The organism is Comamonas sp. UBA7528, assembly GCF_002479375.1.
Taxonomy (GTDB): domain Bacteria; phylum Pseudomonadota; class Gammaproteobacteria; order Burkholderiales; family Burkholderiaceae_C; genus Comamonas.
Genome location: NZ_DLMU01000014.1, coordinates 269,850 through 288,770, shown reverse-complemented (window position 1 = coordinate 288,770; position 18,921 = coordinate 269,850). Strand labels below are relative to the sequence as shown.

Annotated in this window: 16 protein-coding genes; 6 read left to right on the top strand and 10 right to left on the bottom strand. The window is 65.7% G+C overall.

Annotation, left to right across the window (positions count from 1 at the left end; genetic code table 11):
• Positions 1-63 precede the first annotated feature (63 nt).
• The 4 genes from hemW to B3349_RS17000 all read right to left on the bottom strand — a co-directional run bounded on the left by hemW (position 64) and on the right by B3349_RS17000 (position 4,079).
• On the bottom strand, positions 64-1,326 hold the full coding sequence (gene hemW, locus B3349_RS17015) for a radical SAM family heme chaperone HemW (RefSeq protein WP_291590512.1): 1,263 nt from the start codon (positions 1,324-1,326) through the stop codon (positions 64-66).
• Positions 1,327-1,467: 141 nt separating this feature from the next.
• A complete protein-coding gene (gene rdgB, locus B3349_RS17010; protein ID WP_291590511.1) occupies positions 1,468-2,073 on the bottom strand; it encodes an RdgB/HAM1 family non-canonical purine NTP pyrophosphatase in 606 nt (201 codons plus the stop codon).
• Between the two features lie 189 nt (positions 2,074-2,262).
• Positions 2,263-3,066, bottom strand: a complete 804-nt coding sequence (locus B3349_RS17005) for a PP2C family protein-serine/threonine phosphatase (RefSeq protein ID WP_291590509.1) — start codon at positions 3,064-3,066, stop codon at positions 2,263-2,265.
• On the bottom strand, positions 3,063-4,079 hold the full coding sequence (locus B3349_RS17000; protein ID WP_291590507.1) for a serine/threonine protein kinase: 1,017 nt from the start codon (positions 4,077-4,079) through the stop codon (positions 3,063-3,065). The genes B3349_RS17005 and B3349_RS17000 overlap by 4 nt, the downstream gene beginning before the upstream one ends.
• A 90-nt stretch (positions 4,080-4,169) precedes the next feature.
• Between B3349_RS17000 and B3349_RS16995 the strand changes: the two genes are divergently transcribed.
• From B3349_RS16995 to B3349_RS16975, 5 genes are all read left to right on the top strand, one after another.
• On the top strand, positions 4,170-5,063 hold the full coding sequence (locus B3349_RS16995) for a YicC/YloC family endoribonuclease (RefSeq protein ID WP_291590887.1): 894 nt from the start codon (positions 4,170-4,172) through the stop codon (positions 5,061-5,063).
• Between the two features lie 66 nt (positions 5,064-5,129).
• Positions 5,130-5,750 (top strand): guanylate kinase, encoded by a 621-nt coding sequence (gmk, locus tag B3349_RS16990; protein ID WP_066536937.1) that lies wholly within the window; start codon positions 5,130-5,132, stop codon positions 5,748-5,750.
• 23 nt (positions 5,751-5,773) lie between these two features.
• Positions 5,774-5,977 carry a DNA-directed RNA polymerase subunit omega gene (gene rpoZ / locus B3349_RS16985; protein WP_042417268.1) on the top strand — a complete coding sequence of 68 codons (204 nt, stop codon included), beginning with the start codon at positions 5,774-5,776 and terminating at the stop codon, positions 5,975-5,977.
• A 99-nt stretch (positions 5,978-6,076) separates the two neighbouring features.
• Complete coding sequence (locus B3349_RS16980) at positions 6,077-8,347, top strand: RelA/SpoT family protein (RefSeq protein ID WP_066536946.1); 2,271 nt, start codon at positions 6,077-6,079, stop codon at positions 8,345-8,347.
• 161 nt (positions 8,348-8,508) lie between these two features.
• On the top strand, positions 8,509-10,284 hold the full coding sequence (locus B3349_RS16975) for a phospholipase D family protein (protein WP_291590502.1): 1,776 nt from the start codon (positions 8,509-8,511) through the stop codon (positions 10,282-10,284).
• Between the two features lie 51 nt (positions 10,285-10,335).
• Here the strand turns inward: B3349_RS16975 and B3349_RS16970 are convergent, their stop codons facing one another.
• Entirely contained in the window at positions 10,336-11,376 is a 1,041-nt protein-coding gene (locus B3349_RS16970) for a tRNA dihydrouridine synthase (protein ID WP_291590501.1), read from the bottom strand.
• A 189-nt stretch (positions 11,377-11,565) separates the two neighbouring features.
• On the opposite strand from B3349_RS16970, the gene B3349_RS16965 reads away from it, so the two are divergent.
• Positions 11,566-12,120 (top strand): hypothetical protein, encoded by a 555-nt coding sequence (locus B3349_RS16965; RefSeq protein WP_291590499.1) that lies wholly within the window; start codon positions 11,566-11,568, stop codon positions 12,118-12,120.
• Positions 12,121-12,218: 98 nt separating this feature from the next.
• Here B3349_RS16965 and B3349_RS16960 read toward each other — a convergent pair whose 3' ends face one another.
• From B3349_RS16960 to clpB, 5 genes are all read right to left on the bottom strand, one after another.
• Complete coding sequence (locus B3349_RS16960; protein WP_291590498.1) at positions 12,219-13,394, bottom strand: methyltransferase; 1,176 nt, start codon at positions 13,392-13,394, stop codon at positions 12,219-12,221.
• A gap of 40 nt (positions 13,395-13,434) precedes the next feature.
• Positions 13,435-13,956 (bottom strand): GNAT family N-acetyltransferase, encoded by a 522-nt coding sequence (locus B3349_RS16955; RefSeq protein WP_291590496.1) that lies wholly within the window; start codon positions 13,954-13,956, stop codon positions 13,435-13,437.
• A gap of 311 nt (positions 13,957-14,267) precedes the next feature.
• The gene (locus tag B3349_RS16950) at positions 14,268-15,704 is read right to left on the bottom strand and encodes a coniferyl aldehyde dehydrogenase (protein WP_291590495.1); all 1,437 of its coding nucleotides are present in this window, start codon (positions 15,702-15,704) and stop codon (positions 14,268-14,270) included.
• A gap of 124 nt (positions 15,705-15,828) precedes the next feature.
• Positions 15,829-16,194: a hypothetical protein gene (locus B3349_RS16945; protein WP_291590494.1), complete on the bottom strand. Its 366-nt coding sequence runs from the start codon at positions 16,192-16,194 to the stop codon at positions 15,829-15,831.
• Positions 16,195-16,229: 35 nt separating this feature from the next.
• Positions 16,230-18,845 carry an ATP-dependent chaperone ClpB gene (gene clpB, locus B3349_RS16940; RefSeq protein WP_291590493.1) on the bottom strand — a complete coding sequence of 872 codons (2,616 nt, stop codon included), beginning with the start codon at positions 18,843-18,845 and terminating at the stop codon, positions 16,230-16,232.
• Positions 18,846-18,921 lie beyond the last annotated feature (76 nt).

The window sequence follows — 18,921 nt, the reverse complement described above, 5'->3', positions numbered from 1 at the left end:
GCCCAAAGCCGACGAACCTTCTGCGGTGCCAGCCCGCAGGCCAGAAGCCTGCAGGGCTGCCCTTCACTCTGGCGCCAGGAACAGCTCCTGGAGGTCGCTCAGGAAGTCGAACCCGCGCTCGGTGGGTGTCACACGGCCCAGGGACTGGGTGATCAGGCCTTTGCGCTCGGCCTCGTCCAGTGCGCTGCGGATGGTGCTGATGGGCAGACCGGTGCGGTCCAGATAGTCCTGCACGGCAAAGCCGCTGCGCAGGCGCAGGGCGTTGAGCATGTACTCGAACGGCAGGTCTTTGCGCCGCACATCGGTGTCGCTGGCCAGTGCATGGCCGGCCAGCGCGGCGTCCATATAGCGCTGCGGGTCCCGGATCTTCACCTGGCGCACGATGCGGTGGGCAAAGCTGAGCTTGCCGTGCGCGCCCGCGCCAATTCCCAGGTAGTCGCCGAACTGCCAGTAGTTGGTGTTGTGGAAACACTGGTGGCCGTCGCGCGCATAGGCGGAGATTTCGTAACGCTGCATGCCCGCTGCACCGGTCATGGCGGTAATGCGGTCCAGCATGTCGTAGGCGGCATCGTCCTCGGGCACCTGCGGCGGGTACTTGGCGAAGTAGGTGTTGGGCTCGATGGTCAGGTGGTAGATGGAGATGTGCGGCGGCTTGAAGGACATTGCCGCTTCCAGATCGCGCACCAGATCCAGCTCGGTCTGGCCGGGCAACGCATACATGATGTCCAGGTTGAAGGTCTCGAAGGCGCCGGCCGCCTCCTCCACCGCCGCGCGCGCCTGGTCGCCGCTGTGCACACGGCCGATGGCGCTCAGGAAGCGGTCATCGAAACTCTGCACCCCGATCGACAGGCGGTTGATGCCGGCATGGCGAAAGGCCCGGAAGCGGTCTTTCTCGAAGGTGCCGGGGTTGGCTTCCATGGTGATTTCACAGTCCGGCTCCATGCGCAGGCGCGCACGCAGGCCGCTGATCAGCTGGTCGATGGACTCCGGGCTGAACAGGCTGGGCGTGCCGCCGCCAATGAACACGCTGTGCACGGTGCGGCCCCAGATCAGCGGCAGGCTGGCTTCCAGGTCGGCCATCAGCGCATCGATATAGCGCTGCTCGGGGATGTCACGCACGCCACCGCCTTCGCGGTGTTCATGCGAGTTGAAGTCGCAGTACGGGCATTTCTTGAGGCACCAGGGCAGGTGGATGTACAGCGACAGCGGCGGCAGCGCCGGCAGGCCCAGCGTGCCGGCGCGCATGTAATGCTGCACATCCTTGGGAGCCTGGCCCAAAGCGGCCTGTGTGTCCTGCGATACAGCGGGATGGATGGGAATATTCATAAAACTCTCAGCAGTGCACCATGCTCCAGCCTGTGACCGTGTACCAGCAAGCACCCAGCAGGCGCTGTGCAGGCGCCAGCACCGTGCCCGTGCAGCCGCGCCGCAGCGCGGCACAGGCGATGCCAGTGCGTGCGTGGTACCTCAGGCGGCCAGCCAGCTCTGGCGCAACAGTTCCATCATCGCGCGCGTGCTGCGGCCACGGTGGCTGTGGTCATTCTTGACGGCAGGATCCATTTCGGCAAAGGTCTTGCCCAGTTCGGGAATGACCAGCACCGGGTCAAAACCAAAGCCGTTGCTGCCGCGGCGCTCGGTGGCGATCTCCACACGCACGCGGCCCACGGCAATCAGCGGCTCCGGATCCTTGGGCGAACGCACCCCCACCAGGGTGCTGACCATGGCGGCGCGGCGGTTGGGCTGGCCTTCAAGGTTGTTCAGCAGCGCCGTCACATTGTTGGCATCGCTTTTTTCCATGCCGAACTGGGTGCAATAGTAGGCCGTATCCACACCCGGCAGGCCGCCGAACGCGTCCACACACAGGCCGGCATCGTCGGCAATCGCGGGCAAACCGGTCTTCTCGGCCGCGAAACGGGCTTTGGACAGCGAGTTTTCAACAAAGGTGCCAAACGGCTCGGGCGCTTCGCCTTCAAACAGATCGCCTTGGCAGATCAGCTCCACACCCAGGGGAGCGAACATGGATTGCAACTCGGCCAGCTTGCCGCGGTTGTTGGAGGCGAGAACGATTTTCATGGTCAGATGGGGCTTTTACGCAGGCAAAAAGGGCGTAAACAGCTATTGTTTTTGATACAGCAGCCACCCGGCTTGGGCGGCCATTCCGCCGAGTGTCGCCCAAGCCGCAAGGCCTTGCAGACTGATCGGGGAGTCTGCATCCCCTGGGCGCAGCCCTGCGCATGGCGAGGGGCTGCATGGATTCCGGCCCTAGCCGCCAGGCACGTTGGGGGCGCGCAGGCCGAAGCCCCCGGCCGGGGCCCCCACGCCACCGGGCAGATCCATGTCCGGCTGCCATTCCACGGCCAGGGCCGTCACATTGTCACTGTGGGCCCCGGCGGCCTGCAGTGCGGCAACCACCAGCGCGGGCACCGCGGCATCCAGCGGCGCGGCGCACAGGCCGCGCAGCAGTGCGGCATCGGGCAGCGCATCCCACAAACCGTCGGAGCACAGCAGCAGCCGGTCGCCCGGCTGCAGAGGGTGCGGCCCCTCCAGATCGAACACCGGGCGCTGGCTGGCGCCCAGGCAGGTGAACAACACGTTGCGGTTCTGCACCGCATCGCCGGGCAGCAGGGCGCCTCTGCGGGCCATTTCGGCAAAGGAATGGTCGCGCGTGCGCAGGAGCAGCCGGCCCGCGCGCACCCAGTACAGGCGCGAATCGCCGCAATGCACCCAGCAGACCTGGCCCTGCTGCACCACGGCCGCCACCAGCGTGGTGCGGGGGGTGTCGGACTGGTAGCGCGTTCGCGCATAGCGCAGGATCTGGTGGTGGGCGGACAGCAGCGAGGCTTCCAGAAACCCCTTCACATCGGCCAGCGCGGGCGTGGCCTCACGCAGGAAGCGGGCGGCAATGGACTGCAGCGCCATCTGCGCTGCCACCTCGCCGTCGGCGTGACCGCCCATGCCGTCGGCCAGCAGGAACAGCCCGGCTTCCCGGGTGTAGCTGTAGCCCATGCGGTCTTCGTTGACAGCGCGCCCTCCCTGGCGGCTGAGCTGGAAGACCGCGAACTTCATGGCGCCAGTGCCCGCGTGGGGCGATAGCGGGTGGCGGTGGGACGCGGCGGGTCGGTCAGCAGCGCTTCCAGCTGCAGCCGCACTTTTTCGGCCATCGACAAGGGCGTGTAGCGGCGGCACGCACCGTGGCTCAGCGCCTTGTGCAGCGCAAACACCGACTGCGGCCTAGCCAGCGGGTCCATGGCCATGCACCAGCGCACCACGTCCAGCAGGTTGTCGGAATAAATGCCGCGCAGCCGGCCCAGCGCCATGGGCAGGCGGTCCTTCTTCTGGCGCTGCAGCACATCGCTGGGTGGCAGTCCGGTCATGCAGGCGTAGATGCAGGCCCCCACCCCGTAGAGATCCGTCCAGGGGCCCAGGCGGGCATCCCGCAGGTACATCTCGGGCGCAGCAAAGCCCGGGGTGTACATGGGCCGCACAAACGGCGCTTCCTTGTTGAGCGCCTCGCGCGCGGCACCGAAGTCGATCATCACCGCCCGGTCGTCGTCGGTGATGAAGAGGTTGGCCGGCTTGATATCGAGGTGCAGCATGCGGTGCTGGTGCACAGCGCGCAGGCCATGCAGCACCTCGTCGAACAGCGAACGGATGGTGGATTCGCGCAGCACCTTGCCCTGCCTGCGGGTCCGGGCGGTGATGACGAAGTCCTGCAAGGTGGCCCCCTTGAGGTGGTTCATCACCATGTAGACCGTGTCGTTTTCGCGAAAGAAGTTGAGCACGTTCACCACCGAGGGGTGGGAGATCTGCGCCAGCGCCCGGCCCTCCTCGAAGAAGCTTTTCAGGCCCAGACGGTAGAGCGCGGTGTGGCGCGGATCCACCTGGGGCACCAGCGCGCCGGGCGCGCGGGTGCTGAGGGCGGCGGGGATGTATTCTTTGATCGCCACTTGCTGACCCATGGCGTCGACCGCCAGGTAGACGACCCCGAAGCCCCCGGCCGCCAAGCGGCCAAGCACGCGGTATTCCCCGATGATGGAGTCAGGCGGCAGAGGGGCCGGTTTGGGCCGTGCAGTCGACATTTTGTGCTGGTAAACCTCAAGGTCAGGGCGGAAGCCGGATAATCAGCGAATTCGCAAGCAACCATCGAAAGTCCAATGGCAGTTTACAGCATGACCGGTTACGCCAGCGCCCAGCACGGCAGCAGTGCCGAGGCCGGTGAGGCGTCTTCGCGCAACGTACGGCTGGGGCTGGAAATCCGCTCGGTCAACAGCCGTTTCCTGGACCTGACCTTCCGCCTGCCTGACGAGCTGCGCGCCCAGGAGCCCGCGCTGCGCACCCTGCTGACCGCCCGTCTGAAACGCGGCAAGGTCGAGGTGCGTGCCGCCATTGACCAGGATGCCGCCGCCTCCCTGCCCCAGCCTTCGCCCGCGCTGCTGCAGCGCATGGTGTCGCTGCAGGACCAGGTCCAGGCCTGGCTGCCCGACGCCAAGGGCCTGTCCGTGGCCGATGCCCTGCGCCTGTGCGGCCAGGGCCAGAGCAGCGCCGTGGACTGGTCCGAAATTGCCCCCGCGCTGGCCGAGCAGGCCGTGGGCGAGCTGATTGCCGCCCGTGAACGCGAAGGCAAGCGCCTGGCCCAGATGCTGGTGGACCGCACCAAGCAACTGCGTGTCCTGGCCGGACAGGCCGGCCCGCTGGTGCCTCAGCTGGTCGAGCAGCAGCGCCAGCGTTTCCTGGAGCGCTGGCAGGAAGCCATGGGCCTGACCGAAGGCCAGGTCACGCCGGAAGCCGCCCAGGACCGCGCCCTGAGCGAAGCCACGGCGTTTGCGATCCGCATCGATGTGGCCGAGGAAATCACCCGCCTGAGCTCCCACCTGGACGAAGTCGACCGCCTGATCAAGAAGGGTGGCGAGATCGGCAAGCGCCTGGACTTCCTGATCCAGGAAATGCACCGCGAAGCCAACACCCTGGGCTCCAAATCCGCCGCGCTGGAGCTGACCCGCATCAGCGTGGACATGAAGGTCCTGATCGAGCAGATGCGCGAGCAGGTCCAGAACATCGAGTGACCACACCACACCACCAGGGCGCGCAAGCGCCCTTTTTGCAAGCCTTCCCCAGGCACCCATAGAACTATGGAAACTCCCGGAAACCTCTTCGTCGTCGCAGCGCCCAGTGGCGCCGGCAAATCCAGCCTCGTCAAGGCCCTGCGCTCCTTCGATGCGCGGGTCTATCCCTCGGTGTCGCACACCACCCGCGCACCTCGCGGCCAGGAAAAACACGGTCGCGAGTACTACTTCGCCTCCGACGCCGAATTCGACTCCATGGTCGGCAACGACGCTTTTGTCGAATGGGCCAATGTCCACGGCAAGCGCTACGGCACGTCCAAGAAAGGCATCCAGGACCGTCTGGCCAAGGGCGAAGACGTGCTGCTGGAGATCGACTACCAGGGCGCACTGCAGGTGCGCACCGCCTTTCCGCAGGCGATACTGATCTTCATCCTGCCCCCCAGCTGGGAAGAGCTGCGCTCGCGCCTGGAAAACCGGGGCGAGGACGCTCCCGAAGTCATCGAACTGCGCATGAAAAATGCCGAAGAGGAGATGGCCCAGGTCGGAAAGTTCGACTTCGTTATAATCAACGAATTGTTCGAGAGTGCGCTTTTTGACCTGAAAGCGATCATCCACTCACAGCGCCTCAAATACGCCTCCCAGCTTCGCCTGCGGTCCGACGTCTTCGAGTCGCTCAATCTTTCCTGAATTGAATTCCTTGGAGAACCCCGATGGCACGCATCACCGTTGAAGACTGCCTGGAGCAGATCCCCAACCGCTTCCAGCTCGTGCTGGCCGCGACCTACCGCGCCCGCATGCTCAGCCAAGGCCACACCCCCAAGGTGGAGTGCCAGAACAAGCCCGGCGTGACCGCTCTGCGTGAAATCGCAGAAGGCAAGGTCGGCCTCGAGATGCTGAAGAAAGTGCCGGGTTGATTTGGCACTGCAGCATTTCCGCTAGACAATAGAAGCACCGTATCCCGGTGCTTTTTTATTTCTATCCGCGGAATACTCCGACCGCGATACATTTGAGACATGAACGCGGCCCTACCTACGTCTGATGCTACTGATCCTGCCATTGCCCGCTCCGCACTCCCGGACGGCGGCAAGCGCACTGCTGCGGAGGTCTCGGCTGCCCATTTCGACCAGTTGCTGAGCCAGTTGCAGTACCTGGACCCGGCCAGCATCGCCCAGGTCACCGAGGCTTGGCGGTATGCCGACATGGCCCACACCGGCCAGTGGCGCAGCAGCGGCGACCCCTACATCACCCACCCGATTGCCGTCACCGGCATCTGCGCCAACTGGAAGCTCGATGCGCCCGCCCTGATGGCTGCGCTGCTGCACGACTCCATGGAAGACTGCGGCATCACCAAGGACGATCTCACCGAGCGCTTTGGCGAAGCGGTGGCGGAACTGGTCGATGGGCTGACCAAGCTGGACAAGCTGCAGTTCAACACCCGCGAAGAGAACCAGGCCGAGTCCTTCCGCAAGATGCTGCTGGCGATGGCGCGCGATGTGCGCGTGATCCTGATCAAGCTGGCCGACCGTACCCACAATATGCGCACCATGGGCGACATGCCGCGCAGCAAGTGGGGCCGCATCTCGTCGGAAACGCTGGAAATCTACGCCCCCATCGCCCACCGGCTGGGGCTGAACCAGACCTACCGCGAGCTGCAGGACCTGGCCTTTCGCCACCTGCATCCCTGGCGCTATGACACGCTGGACAAGGCGATTGCCAAATCCCGCGCCCGCCGCCGTGATCTGGTCCAGCGGGTCCAGGGCGAAATCGACAGCGCCTTTGCGCGCATGGGCATCCATGCCCGGCTGATGGGACGCGAAAGTACGCTGTATTCGCTCTACCAGAAGATGATCCGCCATAACCTGACGTTTGCGCAGGTCACGGACATCTATGGTTTTCGCATCGTCGTGCCCACGGTCATCGACTGCTACACCGCGCTGGGCGTGCTGCACCAGCTCTACAAGCCGGTTCCCAGCAAATTCAAGGACCATATCGCGATTGCCAAGAACAATGGCTACCAGTCACTGCACACCACGCTGGTCGGCCCCTCGGGCGTGAGCGTGGAATTCCAGATCCGCACCGAGCAGATGCACATCGTGGCCGAGGCCGGTGTGGCTGCGCACTGGCTGTACAAGGCCCAGGCCGGCGAGGATGCCCACCTGAACACCAAGTGGCTGCAGTCGCTGCTGGACATCCAGAACGAGAACAGCGATGCCACCGAGTTCTGGGACCACGTCAAGGTGGACCTGTTCCCCGACTCCATCTATGTGTTCACGCCGAAGAGCAAGATCCTGGCCATGCCACGCGGCGCCACCGTGGTCGACTTTGCCTATGCCATCCACAGCAACATCGGCAACCATGTGACGGCGGCCCTGGTCAACGGCGAATACGTGGCACTGCGCACCGAACTCAAGAGCGGCGACGTGGTGGAAGTCATCACCTCGGACGATGCCACGCCCAACCCGGCTTGGCTGGGCTTTGTCAAGACCGGGCGCGCCCGCTCCAAGATCCGCCACCACCTGAAGAACACCGCCCAGTCCGAATCGGTGGAACTGGGCGAAAAGCTGCTGAACCAGTCGCTGCGCCAGGCCGGCATTGCCACCACGCCCGATGGCTCCGAAGCCAACCAGGCGCTGTGGGACGAGGTGCTGCGCAAGACCGGCAGCCGCAGCCGGGCGGAGCTGATGGCCGACATCGGCATGGGCCGGCGCATCTCCAGCCTGGTCGCCTCGCACATCCTGGCCCAGCTCTCCAACCATGGCCAGCGCCCCGATGCGCTGCTGCTGACCCAGTCGCGCTTCACCGCCAAGGAGGACAAGCTCAGCCAGGGTACGGTGGTGCTGGACAGCCCCAGCACCGCGTCCATACGCTATGCGCCCTGCTGCCGTCCGGTGCCCGGCGACCCCATCGTGGGCTACCTGGGCCATGGCGACGGCCTGGTGGTGCACCATGCCGGCTGCGCCAATGCCAAGCGCCTGCAGGCCAAGGATGCCGAACGCTTCATTGCCGTGGAATGGGGTGAGGAAAGCCAGCAGCATCTGTTCGAGAGCGGCATCGTCGTCACCATCAAGAACAGCAAGGGGGTGCTGGCCCGGGTGGCGGGCGAGCTGTCCGCGCTGAACGTGGACATCCGCCATGTGGACATGGACGACGAAGCGGCGATGGAGACCACCGACCTGCGCTTCATCATCTCGGTCCACAACCTGGACCAGCTGGACAGCGCGCTGCGCAATCTGCGCCGCATCCCCACCGTGGTGCGCGCCGTGCGCATCTTCCCGCAGGACTAAGCACCGCAGGCTCGGGCACGCCGCATCCTCCAGGGTGCGGCTTTTCATGCGCCTGGCATGCACATGGGCCACCGTGATTCGTCCCGCGTCCGACAGCCTGCCGGCCTGCAGAACTGGTAATCTGGGGCATGACCGTTTGGACTGCTCTGCCCGGCTCTGGCATGCGCCGGCCCCTCCTGTCCTGGCACCACAGGGCCTGCGCCCTGCTGCTGTGCCTGGCTGTCCTGTGGCTGACGGGCTGCGCCCAGCTGCCCCAGCAGGTACAGCGCACCCCTTCCTCCGCGCTGGCACAGCCGCAATCCACCGCCCTGGGCCAGTTGCTGGCCCGGCAGCGCCAGCAGGCCGGCACCCCCTACCATTCGGCTTTTGCGCTGCTGGGCGGTGCCGAAGCCGCCTACACCAGCCGACTGGCCCTGGTGCAGGCGGCACAGAAGACGCTGGACATCCAGTACTACGCCATCCATGCCGACGCCAGTACCGCCCGGCTGCTGGAGGAAGTGGCCCGTGCCGCCGCCCGCGGCGTGCGTGTGCGCATGCTGCTGGACGATTTCCACAGCGCCGGCAAGGACGCCCAGGTCATGCGCATGGCCTTTGTCCCTGGCGTGGAAATGCGCATGTTCAACCCCGTGATGGGCGCACGCAGCTCGCCGCCGCTGCGCGCCCTGAGCACGCTGACCGATTTCAGCCGTGCCCAGCAACGCATGCACAACAAGCTGTTCCTGGCCGACAACATGGTGGGCATTGCCGGCGGGCGCAACCTGGGTGATGCCTACTTTGACGGACTGGACAGCGACAACTTCATCGACCTGGACATCATGGCCGGCGGTGCCGTGGTCCGTCTGCTCTCGCGCAGCTTTGATACCTACTGGAACGATTCCCGTGCCTACCCGGTGGAATCGCTGCTGAGCCTGGCCGAGCTCGATGCCATGCTCAGTCCCGCGCAACACGCCCGGCAGCAGCACCGCACCACCCCGCCCAGCCCGGTCGACGAAGCCCAGGCCTTCACCCAGCAGCAGTTGCTGCGGCTGCCGCCCATGGATCTGGCCACCATGGCCTGGATCTGGGCTCCCGGCGTGGTGCTGGCCGATCGGCCCACCAAAGTGGCCCTGCCCGATGAAAGTGTGCCGCCCCCGGACGAAGACAGCACCGCGCCGCCTGAGGACGGGGATGACAGCTCCCTGCTGGCAGGCCTGCCTTCGGCCGCCAGCGGCACACGCCCCGCCCTCCCCCGTGCACCCACCGCCAACCAGAAGGCCCTGGGGCGGGTGCTGGCCCCAGTCGATGCCCAGGACAGCGTGGTCGACGGTCTGCTGGCCCTGGTGGACAGGGCGCGCAGCCAGTTGCTGATTGTCTCGCCCTATTTCGTCCCCGGAGCGGACATGAAGGCAGCTTTCCGCCGTGCCGTGCAGCGCGGCGTGCAGGTGCGCATCCTGACCAATTCGCTGGCCTCCAACGATGCCCCGCTGGCCCATGCCGGCTATGCCCGCCACCGCCAGGAATTGCTGGACATGGGCGTGCAGCTTTATGAGCTGCGCAGCGTCCAGCCCGGCAGCCGCAGCACGCTGCGCAGCTCGGCCGGGCAGATCAGCGGCTCCAGCGGTCAGTCACGCGCCATGCTGCACACCAAGCTGATGGTGATGGACGGGCAATTGACCGTGGTGGGCTCGATGAACCTGGACATGCGTTCCCAGCTGCAGAACACCGAAATCGCGTTGCTGGTGGCCTCACGCAAGCTGTCGGCCGAGGCCGCGCGCAACATCGAGGAAAGCCTGGACGAATCGGCCTGGCATGTCACCCTGGAGGACGGCAAGCGCCTGCTGTGGCGTGCACCCAGCGGCAGCGACTGGGGCGACCAGACCAGCGAGCCCGATGCCAGTCTGCCGCTGCGCATGCTGATCCGCCTGATTGGCCCGCTGGCCCCGGACCACCTGCTGTAAGCCACGCCCCCACGGGCCGCAGCGGTGCAAGTGGAGCTGCCTGCAGCCCTCTTACCGGTCGACGACGTGCGGCAGGCTGGCAGGGTCGCTGAGGGCCCAGTCCACCCCGTGGCGCGCATGCTGCGCGCGGATCCAGTCGCCCACCACCTGCTGGTTGGTCATGACGCGCACGGTCTGGAAGGCCTCTTCGGCCTCGGGGTAGCGGCGGCGCATCAGGTTCAGCCACTGCTTCAGGCGACCGGCGCGCTGGCCGGGGTTCAGGTCACGGCACACCAGATCCCAGAAGCGCTGCAGGCGCGGAAGCATCTGCGCCCAGGACACAACGGGCGGCTGCGCGGAGGGAACGGCATCGGCCTGGGCCACACCGCCGGCCACGGCGGCGCGCAGCGCCCAGGCCAGCCCGGGGTCGGCCACGCTGCCACGCCCCAGCATCAGATCGCTGCAGCCCGATTGTTCGCGGCAGCGCAGCGCGTCCTGCACGGTCCAGATCTCGCCGTTGGCAATCACCGGCACCTGCACTGCCTGCTGGATCTGCGGAATCAGCTCCCAGTAGGCCGGCGGGCGGTAGCCGTCCAGCTTGGTACGGGCATGGACCACGATCTCGCAGGCCCCGCTCTCGGCCATGGCCTGGGCGCACTCGCGCATCAGCCCCCGGTCATGGAAGCCCAGGCGCATCTTCGCCGACACCGGCAGTGCCGCCGGCACGGCATGGCGCACGGCGGCCACCAGCCGGGCAATGGCTTCCGGGTCCTGCAGCATGGAGGCACCGCCCCCATGGCGGTTCACGGTCTTGGCCGGGCAACCGAAATTCAGGTCAATGCCCTCGGGGTTCAGGCGGCACAGATTGGCCGCGTTTTCGGCCATGCTGACCGGATCCGAACCCAGCAGCTGCGCCCGCACCGGTACGCCCGCCAGCGTGCGGCTGCCGTTGAGCAGCTCGGGCATATAGCCCAGGAACACCCGGTCGGGCAGCAGCGAACCGCTGACGCGGATGAATTCCGACACACAGCGGTCCACGCCGCCCACCTGGGTCAGCACATCGCGCAGCACAAAGTCCAGCAGCCCTTCCATCGGGGCCAGCAACAGTTTCATGGGGTCACCCAGGCGGGTCTGCAACCTGGTCAAAAAATCAAGTCAAATCGGCATATTGAGCTACGCACAGGGGTGCAGATTGCTATGTTTTCTGAAAAACACAGCCGCTCGGATCCCGCTATTGTCCCCAACCTCCCTGGTGGCTGCAGGGTTCATGGCTTTGTCATGCGGCGGTGCTGCAATCGCGCCATGCCCCACTGCCCAACTTGTCTGGTACTGCGCACCCCGCTGGCGGCCCAGGCACTGGCCGGCCGGGCCGCGTTCACGCTGCGCCAGCGCTCGGTGCTGCTGATGGCCGAAGGCACGCCCCGCCCGGTGCTGGAAGCCCTGTTCCACGGCCAGGGCGCGGCCCTGGTGCAGGAGCTGCTGGCCGCCGGCTACCTGACCGAAACCCAGCCCGCCCCCGACGGCCCGGTGCTGAGCGCCCCCGTGCGCCTGGCCCGCTTGCGGGCCCAGTTGCTGGAACTGTGCGAGCGCCTGCTGCACGAGCAGGAATGCGATCTGGCGCCACAGCTGCGCCAGTTGCTGCTGCAAGCCCCCGATCTGCCCAGCCTGCGCCTGGCCTGCGAACGCTGGATGCAGACCCTGGTGCGCCAGGGGGGCGCACGCCGTATCCACTGCCTGCGCACCCAGCTGGCGGTGCTGCTGGCGCCGCCGCCGATGGCAGAAGGCATGGAGGGGATGGAAAGTGCGGACGAAGGCGCCACATGCCTGGGGCTGCCGCCGTCGCTCCAGCTTGCCTAGCGACCAGGTGCCGGAATACCGGCTCTCGGCCCCCTACAGCGACGGGAGAGGTACAGACGGGTGCGCCGCCGTGCATCCGCACAGGCAGCGCTGCGGCCTTACTTAGCCACCAGACGCCACAGCGAGGTGACTTCCTGGGCCCGGGCGCTGTGCAGCGCATCGTGGGCATCCTGGACCTTGCCATGGTGGGGGCGGGTGTCCAGCTTGCCGGCGACGGCGAGGCCGGCCTCGGCAATCCAGGTTTCGAGTTGTGCGCGGCTGCGCAGGCCCAGATGTTCGGCCAGATCGGACAGGATCAGCCAGCCTTCGCCCTGCGGTGCCAGATGGGCGCGCAGGCCTTGCAGAAAACCGCGCAGCATGCGGCTGTCGGGGTCGTAGACCGACTGCTCCAGCGTGGTCGTAGCCTTGCCCGGCAGCCACGGCGGGTTGCAGACAATCAGACCGGCTTGCCCCTCGGGGAACAAGTCGCAGGTCTGCAAATCCACCTGGTCGCTCAGCCCCATGCGGCGGAAGTTGTCTTTCGCACAGGAGATGGCCCGGGGCGACAGATCGGTGGCGACCACGCGCTGCACGCCACGCTGCAGCAGCAGCGCCGACAGCACGCCGGTTCCTACGCCAATGTCAAAAGCCAGGGCTTCGCCGGCTTCCGGCAACGGAGCTTCGGCCACTAGATCCAGATACTCGCCCCGCACCGGAGAGAACACTCCGTAGTGCGCATGCACACGGACATCGTCCCCCAGCAAAGGCATGGGCACGCCTTTCTTGCGCCACTCGTGCGCGGCGACCACCCCCAGCAATTCACGCAAGGCCACCACGCGGGGGCCCTTGAGGACAGCAGCCGCCCCCCAGGCTTCGTTGAACGCCAGCCGCCAATCGGGCGCACGGCGCAGCGAGATGACGTAGTCGGGCTGCACCACTACCAGCAGGCTGTTCAGCACGCGGGCGCGCTGGGCCTGGGACTGGCGATACAGGTGAAAGGCATGGGGAAAGGTGGGCGCATCGGCCTGGGCTCCGGCCTGGCGCCGCTGGTGCCGGGCCTTGGCAGACTCGGCACGCACCGGCTTGTCCAGACGGCGCTTGAGCGCGTCCAGCAGGTGGCGGGCGTTCTGGAAGTCGCCCTGCCACAGCAAGGACGTGCCTTCACAGGCCAGGCGGTAGGCGGTGTCAGCGGGCAGACTGTCGTCCACCACTTGCAGCCGGCGCGGTGCCGGGGCACCGCTTTCGCTGTGCCATGCTGCCTGGAAATCCTTGCCCTGGTGTTGCCATTGCAGCATGGGGTGCACTTTCTGGGCTGAACAGCCCGCAAACGAAAATTTAGTTCAAGGGGCGCTTGAGGCGCACTTCCTCGATCTTGACGCCACCGACGACGGCGGTCTTGGCCGTGGTCATCTCGCGCTTGAAGCCGGCGGACTCATGAAAGCGCAGAGCGCGTTCATTGCGCAGCGGCACCCAGCAGGTGACGTTGGTGCAGCCTTCTTCGACCAGACCGTCACGGGCGGCATCCCACAGGGCCACACCCACGCCTTGGTCCCAATGGGTCGGGGCCGCATAGATGGCCCAGATCTCACCGGTGGTCTGGCGCGACTTCTCGTCACGGGAGCGGTCAAAACCGACAAAGCCCACGATCTTGTCGCCATCAATGGCAACCTGCACCTGGGGCTCACAATATTCAATGGCTTCGCGCCAATAGGCTTGGCGCTTCTCTACCGACGACATGGCCTTCAATTGGTCGTCTGGCACGATACCTCGGTAAACCTCCTGGGCGGACGAAGTGTGGATCTGTGCGATGGCCTTCGCATCGCGAAGCGTAGCGGGACGGACCTGGTAACTGGACATGGAAAGCGAAACGAAAACAGCAGTTGAAAAACGAAAGGTCGCAATTGTCTGTGAAACGCTCCGCAGACGCACGCCCTAATGTTGTAGCCATTTGCACCAGTACGGCTGTAGAGCCCTTCTTGCCGTGGTATAGCGGATGTGATAGCGCCTGTTTCAGACCCACAGCCCGCTTGCCTGCCATGGGTCTTCGGGTCGCCGGATCACGGTGCGAACCCTTGGAAGCAAGCGCAGGCCAAGCCCTGTGCAGGCGGTCTGGCGCACCGGGTCAGCGAAAGGGCAAGGCACCCCGCACCACTGCGAGGGCGCGGGGCTCACACCCAGCGGCGCAGCAAGGCCATGATCTTGTCGAAGCGTGCACCATAGGGCGGGTACAGCCACTGCACGGCCGACCAGCGCCCTTGCAGGCACACCGGCTTCTGGTGCGAAAAGCGCAGGAATCCCTGCTCGCCATGGTAGGCGCCCCAGCCGCTGTCTCCCACGCCGCCAAAAGGCAGGTTGTCATGGGCCACATGCAGCAGGGTGTCATTCACCGTGACACCGCCGCTCACCGTGCGGCGCAGCACGGTGTCCCGCGCCTTCTCGTCCTTGCCGAACCAGTACAGCGCCAGCGGGCGCGGTCCGGCATTGATGGCGGCAATGGCATCGTCCAGCCGGTCATAGGGCACCACCGGCAGGATGGGACCGAAGATCTCCTCCTGCATCAGCGTCATCGTGGGCTGCACATTCCACACCAGGGTGGGCAGCATCTGGCGCTGCGCGGCATCCCCCCAGCCGGGGGCCGCCGCCTGCCGCCCCTGTGCAGGGTCGATCACCTGCACCTGCGCCCCCAGGCTCTGGGCCTGCTGCAGCAGATTGCGCAGCCGCACCAGGTGGCGCTGGTGGATGATGGAGGCGTAATCCGGGTTGCCCACGATGCGCGGGAACAGCTGCGCCACCGCCTGGCGGTAGGCCTGCTCGAAAGCCGCCTCCTGTCCCCGGGGCAGCAGCACGTAGTCGGGCGCAATGCAGGTCTGGCCGGCATTGAGCAGCTTGCCATGGGCCACGCGCAGCGCCGCCTGTGCCATGTCGCAGTCGGACCCCAGGATGCAGGGCGACTTGCCTCCCAGCTCCAGGGTCGTCGGCGTCAGGTGCACGGCCGCGGCCTGGGCAACGCGCCGGCCCACTGCGGTGGAGCCGGTGAACATCAAATGGTCGAAATGCAGGCCGGCAAACTGGCTGGACAGATAGCTGTCGCCCTGGACCACGCAGAACTCGTCCGGGGCAAAGTACTGCTCCACCGCCGCCGCCAGCTGGGCCGCAGTATGCGGCGCCAGTTCACTGGGTTTGAGCATCACGCGGTTGCCCGCAGCCAGCGCGGTGATGGCCGGGCCCAGCGACAGCTGCAAGGGGTAGTTCCAGGGGGAAATGATGCCCACCACGCCCAGCGGCTGGCGCTCGATGCGCGCACGCGCCGGGAGCAGGTGCAGCGGTGTCCAGACATGGCGCGGGCGCATCCAGCGCTCCAGCCGGCGCAGTGCCTGCTTGAGCTGGGATCGCAGCACCAGCAGGTCGGCAAACTCGGTCAGCTGCGGCGAACGGATGCCAAAGTCGGCCTGCACGGCTGCGGTGAGCACGGGGCCATGCTCGTCCAGCATGCGCTGCACGCGCAGCAAACGCTCCTTGCGCAACATGGCCGGCACTTCCAGGTGCTGGCGACTGGCCAAGTATTGCAGGTCGAAAGCCTGTTGCAGGGGGGAAACTGGGTTCATGCGTGGCCGTGCATCCTGTGAAACCACCGCTTGCCGGTGGGAGTCCCTGTCGCGGCCAGCCATGCTGGCCCTCTCTGTTGCCAAAGCCCACCAGCGCCATGGCACTGGTGGAAGCTACAGGATATCAGCGCACTTCGCGCGGCTGCACATCGGTGATGTCGCGTGCCGCACTGGCCAGCACGCCACTGCGCTTGCTGTCGGCACCGTCGGTGCTGTCAGCGGCATCATGGGCTGCGCCGCCGGCCGCACCGGCCATGGTGCTGGCCCAGCCGCTGCTGCGGTACATGCCCCAGGAGGCACCAGGGCGCATCGTGGGCATGACCCAGGGCATCACCGGGCGACCGGTGAGCCTGGCCCACAGCGCGCGGGCGCCCCAGACCAGCGCCAGCAGGCTGGCGACGGCAAGCAGACACAGAAAGAACACCGCACCTGCCGCAAGGAGGAAGATGCGGACAACCCAGCGGACCGCCGTGTGTACGAAATCGTTCAAAACATCACCTTTCATGTGTGCCGGCGGGCTTCAGCTCAGCTGCCCATGGGGACAGCTTGCGTGAACTGGAACACGCCGGGCGCCTGCACCGGGTCCACCGCCACTTCGATGACGCTCTTGGGCGGAAACTTGCCCTCGAGCAGCAGCTTGGACAGCGGGTTCTCGATGCGCTGCTGGATGGCCCGCTTGAGCGGACGGGCACCGAAGACCGGGTCAAAGCCCACTTTAGCCAGTTCCGCCAAAGCCTGCTCCGAGACCTGCATTTGCAGTTCCATCTTCTCCAGACGGCCTTCGAGCAGGCGCAGCTGGATCCGGGCAATGGCTTCGATGTTCCTGGCATCCAGTCCGTGGAAGACCACGGTTTCGTCGATGCGGTTCAGGAATTCGGGTCGGAAATTGGTTTTAAGTTCCCCCCACACCGCTTCCTTGATGTCCTCGGCGTCCTGGCCAACCATGCTCTGGATCAGCATTGAACCGATGTTGCTGGTCATCACGATCACCGTGTTCTTGAAGTCCACCGTGCGTCCCTGGCCGTCCGTGAGACGACCGTCGTCCAGCACCTGCAGCAGCACGTTGAACACGTCGGGGTGGGCTTTCTCCACCTCATCGAGCAGCACCACGCTATAGGGTTTGCGGCGCACGGCTTCCGTCAGGTAGCCGCCTTCCTCATAGCCCACATAGCCAGGGGGCGCGCCGATCAGACGTGCCACGCTGTGCTTTTCCATGAATTCGCTCATGTCGATGCGAATCAGGTGGTCCTGGCTGTCAAACAGGAAACCTGCCAGCGCCTTGCACAGCTCGGTCTTGCCGACACCGGTGGGGCCCAGGAACAGGAAGCTGCCCAGCGGCCGGTTCGGGTCCGACAGGCCCGAGCGGGAACGGCGGATGGCATTGGACACGGCCGAGATCGCCTCGTCCTGGCCCACCACGCGCTCGTGCAGCTTGGCTTCCATGTGCAACAGTTTGTCTTTTTCGCCCTGCATCATTTTGGCCACCGGGATGCCGGTGGCGCGGCTGACGACTTCGGCAATCTCTTCCGCACCGACCTGGGTGCGCAGCAGACGGTGCTTGGGCGCAGCGCCGGCACCGCCATCGGCCTCGCTGGCCTGGACTTCCTTGAGCTTCTTCTCCAGCTCGGGGAGCTTGCCGTATTGAAGCTCGGCCACCTTGTTGAAGTCGCCCTTGCGCTTGAGCTCGTCGATCTGGATGCGGATCTGGTCCACTTCCTTGCGCAACTGCTCGGAACCCTGGGCGCTGGCCTTTTCGCTCTTCCAGACTTCTTCCAGATCGGCGTACTCGCGCTCCAGGCTCTCGAGCTCTTCCTCGATCAGGGCCAGGCGCTTTTGCGAAGCCTCATCCTTTTCCTTTTTCATGGCCTCGCGCTCGATCTTGAGCTGGATCATGCGGCGCTCGAGCTTGTCCATCTCCTCGGGTTTGGAGTCGATCTCGATCTTGATCTTGGCCGCAGCCTCGTCGATCAGGTCGATGGCCTTGTCGGGCAGGAAACGGTCGGTGATGTAGCGGTTGCTCAGCTCGGCCGCCGCTACGATCGCGGGGTCGGTGATGTCCACACCATGGTGGGCCTCATAGCGCACCTGCAGACCGCGCAGGATGGCGATGGTGTCTTCCACCGAGGGTTCTTCCACCAGCACCTTCTGGAAGCGGCGCTCCAGCGCAGCGTCCTTTTCGATGTACTTGCGGTATTCGTCCAGCGTGGTGGCGCCGATGCAGTGCAGCTCGCCACGCGCCAGTGCGGGCTTGAGCATGTTGCCGGCGTCCATCGCGCCTTCGGCCTTGCCGGCACCCACCATGGTGTGGATTTCGTCGATGAACAGAATGATGCGCCCCTCTTCCTTGGCCACTTCATTCAGCACGGATTTCAGGCGCTCTTCAAACTCGCCGCGGTACTTGGCACCGGCCAGCAGACCGGCCATGTCCAGCACCAACACGCGTTTTTCTTTCAGCGTCTCGGGCACTTCGCCTTCGACGATGCGCTGTGCCAGGCCTTCCACGATGGCGGTCTTGCCCACGCCAGGCTCGCCGATCAGCACCGGGTTGTTCTTGCTGCGGCGCTGCAGCACCTGTATGGCACGGCGGATCTCGTCGTCGCGGCCGATCACCGGATCCAGCTTGCCCAGGCGGGCGCGCTCGGTCAGGTCCAGGGTGTATTTCTTCAGCGCTTCGCGCTGGCCTTCGGCTTCGGGGCTGTCCACCTTCTGTCCGCCGCGCACGGCCTCGATGGCGGTTTCCATGCTCCGGCGCGACAGGCCGTTTTCCTTGGCCAGCTTGGCCGCCTGCACATCGCTGTCGGCCAGCGCCAGCAGGAACAGTTCGCTGGCGATGAACTGATCACCGCGCTTGATGGATTCTTTCTCCGTGGCCTGCAGCAGCTTGATCAGGTCGGAATTGGGTTGCACTTCCGCACCGCTGTCGCCGGTGGGCAACGCCTTGATGGCGTTTTCCACGGCCGTCTGCATGGCGCCGACTTTGGCGCCGGAACGCTCGAGCAGCGCCTTGGGGCCATCCTGCTGGCGCAGCATGGCCGCCAGCAAGTGCAGAGGGTCGATACGGTTGTGGTCGTTGCCGAGCGCCAGGGTTTGGGCATCGGCCAGGGCTTCTTGGAATTTGGTGGTGAGCTTGTCGATACGCATGGTTGCAAAGCTTTCTCAACAGCAATGAATTGAACTGCATTCCACGTGGGGACATTTCAGCCGCCTTCAAGGCGCC

Coding starts and splice junctions, on each gene's coding strand:
- hemW (WP_291590512.1), bottom strand. CDS start 1,326: ATGAATATTCCCATCCATCCCGCTGTATCGCAGGACACACAGGCCGCT.
- rdgB (WP_291590511.1), bottom strand. CDS start 2,073: ATGAAAATCGTTCTCGCCTCCAACAACCGCGGCAAGCTGGCCGAGTTG.
- B3349_RS17005 (WP_291590509.1), bottom strand. CDS start 3,066: ATGAAGTTCGCGGTCTTCCAGCTCAGCCGCCAGGGAGGGCGCGCTGTC.
- B3349_RS17000 (WP_291590507.1), bottom strand. CDS start 4,079: ATGTCGACTGCACGGCCCAAACCGGCCCCTCTGCCGCCTGACTCCATC.
- B3349_RS16995 (WP_291590887.1), top strand. CDS start 4,170: ATGACCGGTTACGCCAGCGCCCAGCACGGCAGCAGTGCCGAGGCCGGT.
- gmk (WP_066536937.1), top strand. CDS start 5,130: ATGGAAACTCCCGGAAACCTCTTCGTCGTCGCAGCGCCCAGTGGCGCC.
- rpoZ (WP_042417268.1), top strand. CDS start 5,774: ATGGCACGCATCACCGTTGAAGACTGCCTGGAGCAGATCCCCAACCGC.
- B3349_RS16980 (WP_066536946.1), top strand. CDS start 6,077: ATGAACGCGGCCCTACCTACGTCTGATGCTACTGATCCTGCCATTGCC.
- B3349_RS16975 (WP_291590502.1), top strand. CDS start 8,509: ATGCGCCGGCCCCTCCTGTCCTGGCACCACAGGGCCTGCGCCCTGCTG.
- B3349_RS16970 (WP_291590501.1), bottom strand. CDS start 11,376: ATGAAACTGTTGCTGGCCCCGATGGAAGGGCTGCTGGACTTTGTGCTG.
- B3349_RS16965 (WP_291590499.1), top strand. CDS start 11,566: ATGCCCCACTGCCCAACTTGTCTGGTACTGCGCACCCCGCTGGCGGCC.
- B3349_RS16960 (WP_291590498.1), bottom strand. CDS start 13,394: ATGCTGCAATGGCAACACCAGGGCAAGGATTTCCAGGCAGCATGGCAC.
- B3349_RS16955 (WP_291590496.1), bottom strand. CDS start 13,956: ATGTCCAGTTACCAGGTCCGTCCCGCTACGCTTCGCGATGCGAAGGCC.
- B3349_RS16950 (WP_291590495.1), bottom strand. CDS start 15,704: ATGAACCCAGTTTCCCCCCTGCAACAGGCTTTCGACCTGCAATACTTG.
- clpB (WP_291590493.1), bottom strand. CDS start 18,845: ATGCGTATCGACAAGCTCACCACCAAATTCCAAGAAGCCCTGGCCGAT.